This is a genomic window from Colwellia piezophila ATCC BAA-637 (assembly GCF_000378625.1).
In the GTDB taxonomy this organism is placed as follows: domain Bacteria; phylum Pseudomonadota; class Gammaproteobacteria; order Enterobacterales; family Alteromonadaceae; genus Colwellia; species Colwellia piezophila.
Map to the genome: position 1 here is coordinate 62415 of NZ_KB905171.1, position 15969 is coordinate 78383.

The following is a 15969-nucleotide window of genomic DNA, read 5'->3' on the forward strand; positions in this document are numbered from 1 at the left end:
GACCTAGACTTTAAAATTCAAGGGATAGTTTTTGAAAGAAAATAAGGTTATTCATTGTCTGACTCAATATTCTCCGAGCTTAAAAGGCGTAATGTATACAAGGTAGGTTTTGCTTATCTTGTATTGGCGTGGGTGGTAGTACAAGTTACCCAAGCAGCTGTGCCTGCATTCAATATGCCTGACTGGATGAACACTGTTGTCTTTTTCCTTGGCGTCATTGGTTTTCCTTTTGCGCTGTTTTTCGCCTGGGCTTTTGAAATTACCCCTGACGGTATAAAAAAAGAGTCTGAAATTTCCCCCGAAGAATCAATTGCTGCGCATACCGGTCGTAAACTAGATTTTATCATTATCGGTTTGCTGATTGTCGGCATGACCTATTTCATTTATGAGAGCCGCTTTGAATCAAATTCGTCAGAGAGTGTGACTGATTTAACCGTTGAAATGAAAGGCTCAAATAAGGTTTCGAAAGATCCTAAAAATGCATCAATAGCTGCTTTATCACTGGCTGTTTTACCCTTTGTAAATATGAGTGATGATAAAAAACAAGACTATTTTGTCGATGGTTTAACAGAAGAATTACTCAATAGCCTTGCCCGTATCAAAGGGCTGAAAGTTACAGGTCGCACCTCTAGTTTTGCTTATAAAAATAAAAACATCGATTTAAGGGCTATAGCAAAAGAGCTCAATGTGAATTATTTAGTAGAAGGAAGCGTGCGGAAAAGTGGTGAAAATATTCGCATTACGGTGCAATTGATTGATGCGGATTCGGGGGCACATTTATTTTCTGACATCTTTAACCGTAAATTAGTGGATATATTTGCTGTGCAAGAAGAGGTTAGCCAACAGGTCGCTTCCGCATTAAAACTGAACCTGCTGTACAAAGATAATTATTACAGCTCTGCCCTGGAGTCTCTTGATTATATTGCGGTAGAGCAACTGGTTAAGGCCAGAGCCCTTGCTAAACTATATAACGAATATGGTATAAACCAAGCAAAAGCTATTTTGATATCGCTGAATGAACAATATCCAGACACCCCTGAGATAATGGGCTTGTCAGTTTTTACCGCTATGCTGGAGATTTCCGCAACGGCGAATGTCACTTTGACCTCAGAAGATTTAATACAGCTGGCACAACGGACCTTGGAACTACAACCTAGTAATGCCGATTCATTGTACACCTTAGCCGTGATCTTCGATGATTTTGAACAAACCTATCACCTTGCCGCTGAGTATTATAAAAAAGGTATACAGCAATACCCATCCCAAGAACAATTCCATATTGGTTATTTTAGACTTATGCGCTTGCAATATATTCCTTGCTCAGAAATTCTTACCTATCTAGACTCAATACAGTTAAATATGCTCAGTGATGAACTTAGCAATCAATTTCGTTTTTCAACGTTACGCTGCCTTGACCCCCAAGCCGCTGAACGTTTACAGCAATTAGCTACCACAGAAAACATTACAAAATTTGACTCTCCCCATGCCTCTGCACTTGAGGCTTTTAAGCAAGCAAGGGCTAGATATCAGAAAAACCCTAATCAACGGTTTCTCACAGGTTTAATAGGTTATTACTCGGCCTTAAATGAGCGGGGAAAGGTTAAACAATTACTCCAGCAAGTCGATTTCAATAGTAAAGGCTTCTGGGCAGGCTTTAGCTTTGTTGGTGCCTATTTTGATGGTTATTCACTACCCTATATGTCGATGGACAGGCTGTTTGATGCCAGACAAAATGACCAGTACTACGATCTTCATTATCAATATGCCTTGGTGATGTGGGATTTAGCGAAAAAAGAGGAAAAAACCAGTGCCTTTAGACGACGGATTTTGGCACTAGAGCCACCACAGTGGAGCATCGAGCACCTAAGAATGACCACTCCTTATTTAACCCTGTTACACCATATGGGCGACAGGGAACGGGTTAACCATTACACCAATAATTTACTACCCAAGTTAGCGGATTATCGAGAACGTCACCCTGAATCTTACTATTATTATAAATTGTTCGAGCCCCACTTCGTTCTTGCTACTCTTGCTGAAAACTTTAGTCTAGCGCAGCAATTACTAGATGACACTCCTCAAGACCATGAATATTGGGTTTATGGCAAAACCGCTAAATACACCTTTGCAGACAAGCTGAATGTACCCGTTATAAAAGAATTTTTACAGAAAATTAAAACGGATACTAAACGCGTCAGGAAAGAACTTGGCTTTGAATAATGTAATAACATGATGTATTCACAAAGTGCTATGACTTGATTAAATGTGATTTTTTTCCATGGTTGATGCCTAACTCTAATTACACTGGCCTTATTAATCGCTAGGCTTGGTATTTGTTTTTCCTGCTTGGCGTCGCGGTGGCGACTACACCCAAGGGGCGACGTACCGCCGCGCCTCCCCTTGGAACCCCTGCGACGCCCTACTCAGCAGAACATTCAATCAACAACTAGCGTAAACCACGATTCCTGCCGATTTATCTTCCCTGAACAACGGCAGCCCTCGACGTCCTGTCTCGGGTCGAGGCCTACCCTTGCTAGTTGATGATTGAATTGCTGAGATGGGATTTGGTGTATTTAACTCCGTCCATAAATCATAAGGAGTAAAAAGTTTTTGAGACGTTAGAAGTACAATATCTCAACAAGTACCCAATCTGCTTTAACAAACGATGAAATGAATGAAAGTGTTCACGTATATTCATCATGACGCTGCATGGATGCAGCTTATTAGACAATGCAGGAGCATATTGTCCTGATGATGAATAAAGCGCTGTCGGCACATGGATGTGCCATCAGCGCTGTTACCTCGATAACACTTGAGTGAATTGAAGAATACGTTTGTTAGCAGCTCCGAGGGATTCCAAAGGGAGGCCGGAGGCAGTCTTCCTTTGGGTGTCGTCGCCACCGCGACAAATCATTTAAATTTACTCTGCACCCATTTATTTAACGATCACATTTACCACAAAAGAGACATTAGCTATTACAGCTAGTTGGATAGGTTGGATAGGTTGGATTAGATTTTGTATTGATAACGCTTTAGCTAAATAGGCTGCCGTAGGCAATACAGTGGAGTCCATTTTTTTTGGCAGGAACGCATGTAAGCGTATTGTTATGAAGGCTTTTCCGTCAGGTGCGAACGAATTTCTTGCACAATAGCTAAAGGCTCATCACCATGCCCTTTAGCGACGATTTCACATGCATCTAGCAAGTAGTGTGTAATTAACGGAATGGATAAAAACTCTATTTCACTAGGGCTTTTTTTAAATAAACATTGGTTACTAAGCTTATTGGATTTCCCATCTTCTGTAATTCTGTTTAATAAGGAAAACACACCACTATGAGTATGAGCTGATAGTATGCAATACACTGAACTATAGACATCTTTTAGATCAGCCTGAGTAAATTTTTCTGATATGGTTAAACAATAGAAATCTTGAGATGGACGATAAAGAGAGAATCTATCATTACGCAATTTTCGATATTGTTTTTGCTTTGTCTTAGCCTTAACAAGCTCTTTTTCACGATTATAGTATTCAGCCCATAAGTAGTTGACGTAATTCCCCTCTTTCTTCACATTTATAATATCAACATAGATTTCTAGTACATTTCTAGTTATAGACTGTGTTGCGGCAAACTGATGTTGTTCAAGCAAAGTACCCAAAGCCTGACATTGTTCGACCATAGCTGCAAATAACCCCATCATAGTTATATATGGAGCTTGCTTTGATTCTTGATACAATTCTTCAAATAGAGCAATCGAGAAATCAAGAACCTGATTTAATTCCTTTACATTTTCGTGATGTTCCATTGAACCCTCATCTTCATAACGCCCTGTTAACAGACAATAAAATAGTTGGTTAAAATAAGCGACGAAGGAGAAAAAACCAACTGTTATTTGTCCTTTTGACTGACTTGTTAACTGGCAGTCGGCGATCCCTTTGCTGACCCTAAACTTCCTTTGAATGCTTCATAATTCAGGTGGTTATGTTCAGAAACCTTTCTCAGTTCCACGAGTAGTGAGTTACAAAAATCTTGAATACAAGTTCTAGCACTTAAAACAAATTTTCTAGTTAAAAATGAATCCCAATCATGTTCATAGCGAAAATGTGAACCATCATTTTTAAATGTAGTTTCATAGGTTGTCTGTACTACTTTTCCATGAGCTAACATATCTCTGTAACATCCTACTCTTTTGATTGTTTGATAAGGGTTCTCTCCCTTTTTCCAATTGAAGTTAGGGAGTTCATTGGTAATTACTTTTATTTTTTCTTCAATCCCTTTTCCTTTGAAATTTTCTTTCTCATTTTTCCAAACTTCAGGTAATAACGCATACCCACAAAAGTTAATAAATGCTTCAAAAGCTAAATAGCTCATTAGGAGTGAAGGCATTATGAAGTGGTATGAATCATCATTCTCATTTGATAATACCTTAGTGGCTGAACGCCATAAGAATTCATGCGTATATATTTCTTCTTCCACAACTGCCTGATGAGTCATCGGTATCCCTGCCAGTTAACGCCCAAATAAGGGGCTGATTAATAGTTGGCTAAAATGTGAAGCAGAGCGAAACCTAGCCAACTGTTAGCAGTCCCACTTAATTTTCTTGTTAGGCAGTTGTAACGACAAACACCTGAATTCATGGGCTATTTATCAAGTTTTTTTAGTAATACTACAATGGTAATTATTGCTACAAGTACAATAGAGCCAGCCTGAAAAGGACGATATTCAAAATAGGTTAAAACGCCAGACTTGAAAAAATTTGCATAACTCAGCCAAACAAAATCAAGAATGAGAGTCACCACGATAGCCAATGTTAAAATAGGTCGTTGGTTCAGGTGATTTATAATCCCCATGAACATTTGAGATATTGTTTTATTTTCTTTCATATTTATTGCCAATTACAACCTATTACGATGAATATACGCTTTACTGCCTAAAGCTTATTATGGATACGTCTTAGTAATGTCCGTACCATAAATATTAAATAATTTATATTAATATCCCATAATATCAATACATTAGAAACCGTAAATGATAACTTTTTTATAAATGGTTGGATGTTACTAAGAGACCTCAGTAATAAGCTAACGAAAAATAGATTAATTATCATAATTTCAAGTAGTTATAAAAGCATCATACTGGTTGAGTTGTGTTACTAAGACGTCTCAGTAACATCAGGTGAATATTTCATTAGAAAATATATAGCAAAACATTTATTGCTAATGTCTCGAATGCGCACCAAGAAGCCCTTAACAAAAAAACTACTTCATTTGGAGTTCACTATTTTTTTGAATGAGATATTAAGGGCGGTAAGTACCACAAAGCGGTCTAAATTTTGGCTTGAATTTATCATCTATAATAGTCCGCTTCACAACATCGCGGTCATTGGTACTTAATTAATTGAACGTTAACTTTATGCCATGAACGGTCTTTTATCGCACTACCCTGTAGACAGTAAACTAACCATCAAAATTTAATTGTTTGTACAAATAATTGACATTATCTGCATTCTATTAGAATGTTACCAATTTGTACCGCTTGCAATTATAGGGACGTAGTGTGGCATTTCTCTCAAAGTTAATAAATACCAGTCGATTATCAAGAGTCTTATTGATTCGAATATTGCTATTTAGCGGGTTATTTACCGTAACAATTACCGCTGTCCAATTGTCATTAAATTATCAAAATGAGATAGAAGAATTACAAAAAAAATCTAAACAACGGGTTAACTCAAGCTCAGGTCATTTGACCCGATCAACCTGGGAGCTCGACACTCAACAAGTCATTCTTATTGCTGGAGATTTGTTTCAATCAGGCCTTTTTAAATCTATAACTGTCAAAGGTAAAGATGGGTTTACAATAGTCTTTTTAGGTGAAAAAGACATAAAGGCTCAAGGGTGGCGGCAACCACTAATATTTGGATTTAGAGGACGATTTACAACAGTAGGAGCTATTGAAGTTAAAATTGATATCGACCCAATAAAACAAAAAATCATGGATGAGTTCATCATCATTCTTATTTCTCAGTTTATTAAGACCTTTTTTGTTTCCATTTTTATCCTCTTTATTATTCATAACTTGGTGATTCGTCATTTGAATGAAATATCTAACTGGCTAAATAGCTTTAAGCCAGAATCATCATTCAGTCCGCTTGCATTGGAAACTGATAAAGGCAGTGATAGCGAGATGGTTAAACTCAAATCGGCCATTAGTGAGATGGGACAGCAGGTGCATAAGCATACTATAGGGTTAGAAAAAGCTGTAGCTGAGCGCACTGCTGAATTAGAAAAACTCGCATATACTGACAGCCTAACGGGTATTGCTAATAGAAACGCTTTTTTCCAAGCATCAAATGAAGAGTTAAGCCGTTCACGACGGTTATCATATGATATTGGCGTGATGATGTTAGATTTAGACCATTTTAAAGCAATCAACGATACCTATGGTCATGATGCTGGAGATGAAGTGCTTAAACAAGTATCCAAAGCAATGAGTAATTGCTTACGAAAAGAAGACACCTTAGGCCGAATAGGAGGTGAAGAGTTTGCCATTATTACGCCCGGCGCTGATAAGGGGGGAATGCATAAACTAGCTTCACGATTACAACAGTCTATCGCGTTACTTAATTTTCCATTTCTACCAGAAGACAAAAATATCACCGTAAGTATTGGTTATACCAAAATCAGTAATGATGAAAACTTTAAAGCAGCTCTAAAAAGAGCTGACGTACATTTATATACCGCAAAAGCTTCTGGCAGGAATACCTTTATAACGGATAAGGGATTTGTTCCTAGCATTGTGAATTAAGTTTTGAGGATAGCGTTTATGACCATCCAAAGAACGCTCCAAGTTGCCGCTTAGTATGAAGTCCCACAGGCAGCTTTGAGGCTTGAAGCGGACGTTAGGGTTAAGGTGTTGCTAACTTCCGCTTAGCGCACAGAGAAGTCATAAAAACAAATGAATGAGCCGTCATTTTTAGGTTCAACGTGATCGTTTATAGGGCGTTATTTAAACCAAAATAATGATCTAAATCAACAATAACGCAACTGCTTTCGAAGTTACTTTACAACTATAAAGCTACTGCTTTATAGTAATTTTGTTCTCGAACGAACACTTTTTGTAATGGTTTTTTAGCTTGCCCATAAGCTAGTATGCCGATGCATTTCTTAACTTCTCCCAGTCAGGAAAATTTCATCGGCTTTTTTATAGCCAAAATTTAGCAAATACTGCCAAGGTTGTCCTGCTCGTTAGCTCTGTTCTACTGAAAAAATTATCTTTAGCTATGAGGGGGCCCCATATTTCAAACGATATTTACCTATCGCCTCCATATTCTCTCAACCTCTAGCGCTAACATCTCTTAAAATTAAGTAGAACTCACTAGTTCACAGGGTATGAAGCGCGTAGACTGGTGACAATTCAATTTACCTGCTTGCTAGCTATTTCAACGTTACCGTCACCTTGTTAGCAAAAGACAAAGGAAGCTTATGTCTGAACAATCCTCTACCAGTAATCAAGCCTCAACCAGTAAACCAGAAATGCATACGGTTAGTGATACTTCATCCGGTGTAACGCCAAGCACTCAACCAGGCTCTCCATCAACTTCTGAGCAAGGCTCTTTACCAAGCTCTTTACCTAGAAAGAAGGTCGCTATTCTGCTTGAGCTAATGCAATTTATTAGTCCCTATAAAGGTAAAGTATTTGCCGCTTTTATCGCGCTTATTTTTACTGCGGCGGTAATGTTATCTGTTGGCCAAGCCGTAAGAATGCTTATTGATGAGGGTTTTGCCCAACAGTCCATTGAGCAATTACAACAAGCAGTACTGTTTATCTTAGCGATTACCGTGTTGATAGCGGGTGGTACCTTTGCCCGTTTCTACTTGGTTTCTTGGTTGGGTGAACGGGTCAGTGCCGATATTCGTTTGGCAATTTTTAACCACGTTATTACTTTGCACCCAAGTTATTTTGAAACCAATGGCAGCGGCGATATTATGTCGCGTATCACCACTGATACCACGTTGTTGCAAAGTATCATTGGCTCTTCATTTTCGATGGCAATTCGCAGCGCCTTAATGCTTATTGGCGCATTGGTAATGTTGTTTGCGACCAATATTAAACTAACCTTTATTGTTTTATTATCAGTACCTTTTATTTTGGTGCCGATATTATTTTATGGTCGTAAAGTCAGACGATTATCGCGCCAAAGCCAAGACTCTATGGCCGATGTGGGCAGCTATGCTGGCGAAGCTATCGAACACATTAAAACCGTACAAAGTTATACCCATGAGGAACAAGAAAGGCTCGCATTTTCCCAGGAAGTAGAAAAATCATTTCAAATTGGCCGCCGCCGGATAAAACAGCGTGCCACGTTAATTGCTGGCGTTATTATCATTGTTTTTGGCGCAATTACCGGCATGTTATGGGTGGGAGGAAGCGACGTTATTCAGGGTAAGATGAGCGGCGGTGATTTAGGTGCCTTTGTTTTTTATGCCATTTTAGTTGCTTCTTCATTAGCAACTATCTCTGAGGTATTAGGCGAATTACAACGTGCGGCGGGTGCGACCGAAAGGCTGATTGAGATATTGCAAGTTGAAAGCCATATTTGCCCACCAAAGGATAATGCCACGCTAGCAAAATCACTTACTGCAGAAATCAAGTTTGAACAAGTCAGCTTTAACTACCCTTCAAGGCCAAATCAAGCCGCTACCATGGCACTTAATTTAACGGCCGAGCAAGGTAAGGTACTCGCCTTAGTAGGGCCTTCTGGTGCAGGTAAAACCACCTTGTTTGAACTACTGCAACGCTTTTACGATCCACAGGTTGGTCGCATAACTTTAGGCGGCACTGATATCCGCGCGCTTGATCCGAAAGATCTTCGCCAACAAATGGCGTTAGTGCCACAGCAACCGGCTTTATTTAGTAGTGACGTCTTTCATAATATTCGTTATGGCGTACCTGCTGCTAGCGATGAGGAAGTAATCGCGGCCGCTAAAAAAGCTCATGCCCATGAGTTTATTGTTAACTTACCCGAGGGCTATAATAGTTTTCTAGGTGAGCGCGGCGTTAGGCTTTCTGGTGGACAGCGCCAACGTATCGCTATCGCTCGAGCCATATTAAAAGACCCCAACATTTTATTATTAGACGAAGCAACTAGTGCCCTTGATAGTGAAAGTGAGCACCATGTGCAACAAGCCTTAGAAGAATTAATGCGTGGCCGAACGACTATCATCATCGCGCATCGGTTATCCACAATTAAACATGCGGACCATATTGCCGTATTAGAACAAGGCCAGTTAGTTGATATCGGAGATCATCATTCATTGTTGCAAACGTGTGACTTATATCAACGATTAGTAGAGCTACAGTTTAAGTAAGCTAAGTTAAGTTAATACCGATAAAAAAAAGGAGAACCGCTAAGAGGTTCTCCTTTTTTCATTTTGGATTAGTTGCTTTAATTAATGCTGAAAATCTTCAGGTAAAATATTTTCATCTTCCTCATTAAGTTGAAGATCGACACTATTTTCAACTTCAGGATCATTTTCTTGCTCAAGCCAATCACAAATAATGGCATCAGCTTGCTCTTTGCCGGTATATTTGAGTGATGAAAAGGCTTGTACTTTAATGTCGGCATTTAATGGCGCTAAGGCTTTTTTCACCGCCAATACTTCAGCGCTACGTTTACCCTGCGATAATTTGTCACACTTGGTCAGCAAAATTAACATAGCTAATTCACTATCGGCTGCCCAGTGAATTAAATCCATATCTAAGTCTTTTAACGGATGACGGATATCCATTAAAACAACTAAGCCTTTTAGGCACTTACGTTTTTCTAAATATTCACCCAGTGCTTTTTGCCATTTTTTCTTCATTGCTAATGGTACTTGAGCAAAACCATAACCGGGTAAATCAATAAGACGGCGATTCTCAGCAACTTCAAATACGTTGATAAGTTGAGTTCGACCTGGAGTTTTACTAATACGCGCTAGGCCTCGCTGATTGGTTAACGTATTTAAGGCGCTAGATTTACCGGCATTAGAGCGGCCAGCGAAGGCAACTTCAATACCAGAATCAGCAGGTAAACGGCGAATATCTGGTGCGCTAATGGTAAAGGCGGCTTTAGTTAAATGTATCTTTGTAGCAGACAAGGGCATAACTCGTTAAAAATTTTGTGACATTATAGCGTTTTTTTAGCGCAATTATACCAAGTCTATTAAGTTATTTCGTCCTCAGCGCGAATTACAAGCCTTATCCTCAGGGCATTGATTACAGAGAATCACTGTTATAATGCAAAAAACACCCAAAACAGTGAAATCTGACGTTTTTTTGCCGGATTTTTTCTTCTCAACTATTACACCGGGCTAATATTCGTGTAAAATGCCGAAACATCCATCATACTTTTTTATCATTTTTTAATTAGATAGCTATTATACTAATCAAACAGCTAACTAAATTAATGACAAGCAGAGAGCAACTCAATGAAAAAAATTATCTTTTCGCTATTTGTAGCCTTAAGTTCAGTAAGTGCTGTACAAGCCGCAGATGCTAACGCAGGTAAAGAAAAAGCGGCCACGTGTAGTGCCTGTCATGGTCCTACTGGTGTTAGTGCAAGTCCTATGTTCCCTAACCTTGCTGGTCAAAATGATGCTTATATCATCAAGCAATTAAAAGATTTTAAATCTGGCGCTCGTACCGATGCCATGATGGCGCCTATGGCGGCTAACTTATCTGACGCAGATATGGCTGATTTAGCGGCTCACTTCTCAGGCTTACCTAATGCCAACGAACAAGCTGCTGCCTCAGCAAGTACAGGTTCTAGTACTGATTCAGCTCCAGTAAGTGCTCCCGCTGCCGGTACTGTTGAAATTGTTTCTTCGACACCTGCTGCCGCAATTTATGCCGGTAATGTCACTGCAGGTAAAGACAAAGCACTAGCATGTGCCGCTTGTCACGGCGCCGACGGTAACAGCTTAGTACCAATCTATCCAAACCTTGCAGGTCAAAGTGCTAACTATATTGCTAAGCAATTAGCTGATTTCAAATCTGGCAAACGTAGCGACCCAGTAATGGCTGGCATGGTTGCAGCTCTAACATCTGAAGACATGAATGACTTAGCTGCTTACTTCGCGGTACAAAGTGCTAAATCAGGAACCGGCGAGTCAAATGAAGTAGGTCATAAATTATACCTTGGCGGCGATGCAGCTAAAGGTGTGACTGCTTGTATAGCTTGTCACGGTGTAGCGGGTAAAGGTATGAAGCAAGCCGGCTTCCCAAGCCTTACTGGCCAAAGTAAAGATTACTTGAAAAAGCAACTTACTAGCTTCCGTGATGGTAGCCGTGGTAATGATAACAACGGTATTATGCGTAATATCGCGATTAAATTATCCGATGCTGATATTGACGCGGTTGCTCAATACATCACCTCATTAAAATAATAATGAATTGGTTGCTTCATTAGCCAGTTTATAAAGAAGCAGCGTTTATCGCTGCTTTTTTTTCATTGAAATTTTGCCCTCTCCGCAATTGAATAGATAACGGATAATTAAATGGACAGCAAATAACTAGATGAACAACAACATGAACACCTCATTATTTGTCGCTTGTCAGCAGTGTGATGCGCTCTATGACAAACCACAGTTAAAACAAGGGCAGCTCGCTAAATGTAACCGCTGTGGCAGCACGTTAGTAGAACGTAAAGTCGATTCTATTGAGCGCAGCTTCCACTGGTCGCTTGCTGGCTTGATACTCATGTTACCGGCCATTCTATTACCTATTATGGGTGTGACCTTGGCAGGGCAATTTCATCAAGCTTCGTTATTTGATTGTATTTTAGTACTGATTGATCGCGGCTTCTTTATGATTGCCTGCTTGGTATTCCTCTTCGCTATTGCTGTGCCTATCGTACGCCTCTCTGGCGCACTTTATATCTGTTATTGTTTTAAATTTAATCGCTTGAAACCTTCATTATTAAGTTTCTTCCGTGCTTATCATCACCTTGACCATTGGGCTATGCTCAATGTGTTTATGCTCGGCATTGTCGTTTCTATGTATAAATTGCTCGACGATACTGAGCTATCGATCAACCTGGGCTTGTTGGCATTTATCTTGTGGTTGATTTGCTCAACCATGTCAGCCGCGGCACTCGATCAAGACTCTATCTGGGATAAATTAGAGCGTGCTTTTCCTAGGAGCTGTGATAATGAACACTGCTAAAAGCAAAGGGCTCACTTTATGTCCTAAATGCCATAAGCTCAATACTCTCGTTTCTGAGCATCAGCGCTGTAGTCGTTGTCATGGCATGTTTTATCAACGTAAACGTAACTCTTTACAATACACATTGGCATGGAATATTGCCGCTTTGATCGCTTTTATTCCGGCCAATCTTTACCCAATAATGATTGTTTATCAATTAGGTGTCGGTAGTGATGCGACGATTTTATCGGGTATCGGTGAGTTTATTGATCATGGCTTATACCCAATCGCAGTGATAATTTTTACCGCCAGCATCATAGTGCCTTTATTGAAAATTATTGGCCTATTTGTGTTAGTTTATAAAGCACATACAGGGATTCGGTTAAAACCAGACAAACACAGTAAATTTTACCATGTACTTGAGTTTCTCGGGCCATGGTCAATGCTTGATGTTTTCGTGGTCGCTTTAATGGTAACTGTGGTAGAACTTGGCTTTGTTACCTCTGTAGCGGCAGGCCCTGCAATAAATTACTTTACCATTACAGTAATATTTACCATGTTTGCTGCCAATAGTTTTGACCCGCGCTTATTGTGGGATAAGAAAGCAGCGATTCAAGAAACATTATTGTCTGAAAAAACACCAGGTACTTTACCAGAAGGAAAGGGATAGACATGATCAATAAAAACGATATTGCTGCCTCAGAGCATAATCAAAATACTAACAAGGGTGCTGATATTGTACCTAGACAAGGCATTTCAATTATTTGGTTTGTACCTTTTATCGCCTTAATCTTTGGCTTGTGGCTAATGGTGAAGGTGGTTTCTGAACAAGGTACCCTTATCACCATAGAGTTTGATAATGGCTCAGGCATAGTACCTAATAAAACCCAAATCCGTTATAAAGGTTTAATAACTGGCTTAGTAAAAAAGGTTGTGCCCTCAGATGACTTAAAACGTGTTATCGCCGAAGTTGAAATATCTAAAAGTTTTAGCGGTTACCTGACCGAAAATACTCACTTTTGGTTAGTCAGTGCTGATATTTCTCTACAAGGGATATCAGGGTTAGATACCCTAATTTCGGGCAGTTATATCACTATTATGCCTGATACCAGTAAAAATGCTGATAGCCAAGATCACTTTATTGCCTTAACTGAACCTCCCACATTAGATATGTCGACCCCTGGTCTGCATCTTACTTTACATACCGATGTATTAGGCTCTATTAGTGAAAATTCCCCTATCAGCTTTAAGCAAATTCCTATTGGTTATGTCACTGGCTATCACTATATAGAAAGCAGTAAAAAAATTGCCATCAACATTTTCATCAAACCTGAATTCGCCCACTTAGTAAAAGAAAATTCATTGTTTTATAATACCAGTGGTGTGCAGGTAACCGCTTCACTGTCTGCAGGAATAAAAATCAATACCGACTCTATAGCCTCTATTTTGGCCGGTGGTATATCCGTTGATACGCTGAGTTATCAACAAGACTTAGCGCCAGCAAAAAATGGCCAAAGTTACCCTTTGCATGCTGACTTTCAGTCGGCTGAAATGGGTCATGAAGTTGAGCTAACCTTAGACTGGAACTCTGGCATAGATCACAATGCAGCCATCTTATACCAAGGTCTGACGATTGGTTTTATTGAGTCATTCAGTAAAATAGACCCAGTCAGTCGGAAGATTACCGCTATCGCCAAAGTTAATCCGCGTGTTGTGCCTTACTTAACAGAACAATCACAATTTTATATTGTTTCACCGCAATTTAGTCTTACCGGTTTCGCCAATGTGAAAACTTTATTCACCGGTAATTACATCAGTATTAGACCGTCATTAGCAGGGAAATCTCGGAATAAATTTAAAGTATTTAGCAATAAACCGCCTTATAAATACACGGAACCTGGCTTGCATTTAATGCTTACAAGTAATGATCGCAGTTCATTGCAAGTCGGTAGTAATATTTATTACAAGCAACAAGTCGTCGGTAATATACAAGCCATTGAAACCACAGCACCTGAACGTCATTTAATTCATATTCATGTACAGCCAGAATTTAGCCATTATGTAAATCACGGCAGTCGCTTTTATAATAACTCCGGTATTAAAATTTCGGCAAGTTTATTAGGGGTCGATATCCAAGCGCAGTCATTACAGAGTATTTTAACCGGCGGTATTTCCTTTACAAACCCAGATAAGACTCAAGATACACAAAAAGAATTGGTTCACAATGGCGATAATTTTTCACTGTATGCAAATAATAAATTAGCTCAGCAAAGTATCAGTTTCACCTTAAAGGTCGCCACGATTGAACAAGTGAGTAGCGATACCCGAATATTATATCGAGGCGTAGAAATTGGTACCGTTCATAAAATTATTAATCAAGGGAAATACCAACAATTACAGGTTGGTTTACTAGAAAAATATCAACATATATTGAAAGCACAAACACAATTTTATTTAGTTAAACCTAGCTTAAGCCTCTCTGGTGCCAGTGATACCGAGGCGCTGTTCGGTGGTAGCTACATTACCTTTAACCTTGGCCAAGGTAAAATACAACATCAATTCTCCCTGTTTAGTAAGCCGCCGGTAAAACTCGCCAGTGCACCGGGTTTACAGCTAACCTTAACCACAGATCATGCGAGCGTAGCTACACCAGGAAGTGCCGTGAGTTACCGCGGCATCACCATTGGTCAAGTAGACAATATTAGCTTAAATAAAGCTGATGATAATATTAAAATCAGCATCACTATTGATGAAGAGCACCGAGATCTATTACAAAGCACTAGCCGTTTTTATGATGCTGGCGGTATTAGCATCTTTGGTGGTTTAAGTGATTTTGTCGTCAAAACAGAATCTTTAGATGCCATTTTACGTGGCGGCATTAGCTTTTATACACCAGATAAAGCACTAACAACTTCGCTAAAAACGAGTTATCCCGTAGAAGAATTGGCAAGCTTTACTTTATTTAAGCATGAGGAACATGCTAAAGATGCCGGTCAATCAATTAGTATTCACTTTAATGATCTTGCCGGTTTAAAAGTTAATACTAAAGTTATTTATCAAGAGCAAACCTTAGGTATTATTGAACGCTTAATTTTTAATAAAACGGTCGTTGGTGTAACCGCCCTGGTTTTATTAAATGACCAAGGCAGTCAATATGCGAGGCAAGGTACAAAGTTTTGGAAAGTTGAACCACAAATAGGCTTAGTCGGTTCTAAAAATGTTGCCGCCATACTCGATGGTGCTTTTATTGGTTTACTCCCTGCTCACACAGCCAACGCTGCAGAAAAAGGTCACTTTCAAGCTCTCGATTTAGCCCCTACCGTTGAGAAACTCGCTTACGGGTTAAATATTAAATTAACGGCTAGCCGGCTTGGCTCTGTACGTGTAGGTAACCCGATATTATACCGCCAGATTAAAGTTGGTAAAGTAATTGGTATTGACCTATCGCCAACCGCCGATGAAGTGAATATTTTTATTAATATTGTCAATCGTTATGCTCCGCTAGTTAACGGGCAAAGTCAGTTTTGGAATACTAGTGGTATTAGGATTGAAGCGGGTATTTTCTCAGGTGTTAATATAGATTCTGAATCAATAGAAACATTGATTGCCGGCGGTATTGCCTTTGCAACACCGGAAACTGATTCCAATAGTGAAAATGAACCAACATCGCTACCGCTCAGCTTTATTTTGCATCAAGACCTCGATAAAGACTGGTTAGAATGGCAACCTAAAATTGCCATTCACGATAAAAGTAGTGAAGTTGAGTAAAAGCATTAATTAATTGCTT

General features: G+C 39.4%; 11 protein-coding genes and 1 pseudogene. 8 read left to right on the forward strand and 4 right to left on the reverse strand.

What is annotated here, in order from left to right:
* Positions 1-54 precede the first annotated feature (54 nt).
* Positions 55-2220, forward strand: coding sequence for a hypothetical protein (locus tag F580_RS25675; RefSeq protein WP_019029213.1), 2166 nt, complete (start codon positions 55-57; stop codon positions 2218-2220).
* An 885-nt stretch (positions 2221-3105) separates the two neighbouring features.
* Here F580_RS25675 and F580_RS0118375 read toward each other — a convergent pair.
* From F580_RS0118375 to F580_RS0118385, 3 genes are all read right to left on the reverse strand, one after another.
* Positions 3106-3804, reverse strand: a complete 699-nt coding sequence (locus F580_RS0118375; RefSeq protein WP_019029214.1) for a DUF5677 domain-containing protein — start codon at positions 3802-3804, stop codon at positions 3106-3108.
* 107 nt (positions 3805-3911) lie between these two features.
* Positions 3912-4493: a hypothetical protein gene (locus F580_RS0118380; protein ID WP_019029215.1), complete on the reverse strand. Its 582-nt coding sequence runs from the start codon at positions 4491-4493 to the stop codon at positions 3912-3914.
* 146 nt (positions 4494-4639) lie between these two features.
* Positions 4640-4882 carry a hypothetical protein gene (locus F580_RS0118385; RefSeq protein WP_019029216.1) on the reverse strand — a complete coding sequence of 81 codons (243 nt, stop codon included), beginning with the start codon at positions 4880-4882 and terminating at the stop codon, positions 4640-4642.
* Positions 4883-5555: 673 nt separating this feature from the next.
* Between F580_RS0118385 and F580_RS0118390 the strand changes: the two genes are divergently transcribed.
* Together F580_RS0118390 and F580_RS0118395 are read left to right on the forward strand one after the other, a co-directional pair.
* Positions 5556-6803: a GGDEF domain-containing protein gene (locus F580_RS0118390; protein ID WP_245560644.1), complete on the forward strand. Its 1248-nt coding sequence runs from the start codon at positions 5556-5558 to the stop codon at positions 6801-6803.
* Between the two features lie 857 nt (positions 6804-7660).
* Complete coding sequence (locus F580_RS0118395; RefSeq protein WP_425393357.1) at positions 7661-9367, forward strand: ABC transporter transmembrane domain-containing protein; 1707 nt, start codon at positions 7661-7663, stop codon at positions 9365-9367.
* Between the two features lie 81 nt (positions 9368-9448).
* On the opposite strand, the gene yihA is transcribed toward F580_RS0118395, so the two are convergent.
* Positions 9449-10138, reverse strand: a complete 690-nt coding sequence (gene yihA, locus F580_RS0118400; protein ID WP_245560645.1) for a ribosome biogenesis GTP-binding protein YihA/YsxC — start codon at positions 10136-10138, stop codon at positions 9449-9451.
* Between the two features lie 330 nt (positions 10139-10468).
* Here yihA and F580_RS27345 point away from each other — a divergent pair.
* The 5 genes and pseudogenes from F580_RS27345 to F580_RS0118420 form a co-directional block, all read left to right on the forward strand.
* Positions 10469-10738: pseudogene (locus F580_RS27345) on the forward strand (c-type cytochrome); the annotation flags it as partial.
* 117 nt (positions 10739-10855) lie between these two features.
* Positions 10856-11425, forward strand: coding sequence for a c-type cytochrome (locus F580_RS27350; protein WP_245560648.1), 570 nt, complete (start codon positions 10856-10858; stop codon positions 11423-11425).
* Between the two features lie 142 nt (positions 11426-11567).
* Positions 11568-12203 carry a paraquat-inducible protein A gene (locus tag F580_RS24950; protein ID WP_169338323.1) on the forward strand — a complete coding sequence of 212 codons (636 nt, stop codon included), beginning with the start codon at positions 11568-11570 and terminating at the stop codon, positions 12201-12203.
* Positions 12190-12852, forward strand: a complete 663-nt coding sequence (locus F580_RS24955; RefSeq protein ID WP_019029222.1) for a paraquat-inducible protein A — start codon at positions 12190-12192, stop codon at positions 12850-12852. Before F580_RS24950 ends, F580_RS24955 begins: the two co-directional genes overlap by 14 nt.
* A gap of 2 nt (positions 12853-12854) precedes the next feature.
* The gene (locus F580_RS0118420) at positions 12855-15950 is read left to right on the forward strand and encodes a PqiB family protein (protein ID WP_019029223.1); all 3096 of its coding nucleotides are present in this window, start codon (positions 12855-12857) and stop codon (positions 15948-15950) included.
* Positions 15951-15969: the final 19 nt, after the last annotated feature.

Bases quoted from the DNA above. Each gene is read 5' to 3' on its own strand.
- F580_RS0118385 (WP_019029216.1), bottom strand. From the start codon at position 4,882: ATGAAAGAAAATAAAACAATATCTCAAATGTTCATGGGGATTATAAAT.
- F580_RS0118395 (WP_425393357.1), top strand. From the start codon at position 7,661: ATGCAATTTATTAGTCCCTATAAAGGTAAAGTATTTGCCGCTTTTATC.
- F580_RS24955 (WP_019029222.1), top strand. From the start codon at position 12,190: ATGAACACTGCTAAAAGCAAAGGGCTCACTTTATGTCCTAAATGCCAT.
- F580_RS0118380 (WP_019029215.1), bottom strand. From the start codon at position 4,493: ATGACTCATCAGGCAGTTGTGGAAGAAGAAATATATACGCATGAATTC.
- F580_RS0118420 (WP_019029223.1), top strand. From the start codon at position 12,855: ATGATCAATAAAAACGATATTGCTGCCTCAGAGCATAATCAAAATACT.
- F580_RS24950 (WP_169338323.1), top strand. From the start codon at position 11,568: ATGAACACCTCATTATTTGTCGCTTGTCAGCAGTGTGATGCGCTCTAT.
- F580_RS0118375 (WP_019029214.1), bottom strand. From the start codon at position 3,804: ATGGAACATCACGAAAATGTAAAGGAATTAAATCAGGTTCTTGATTTC.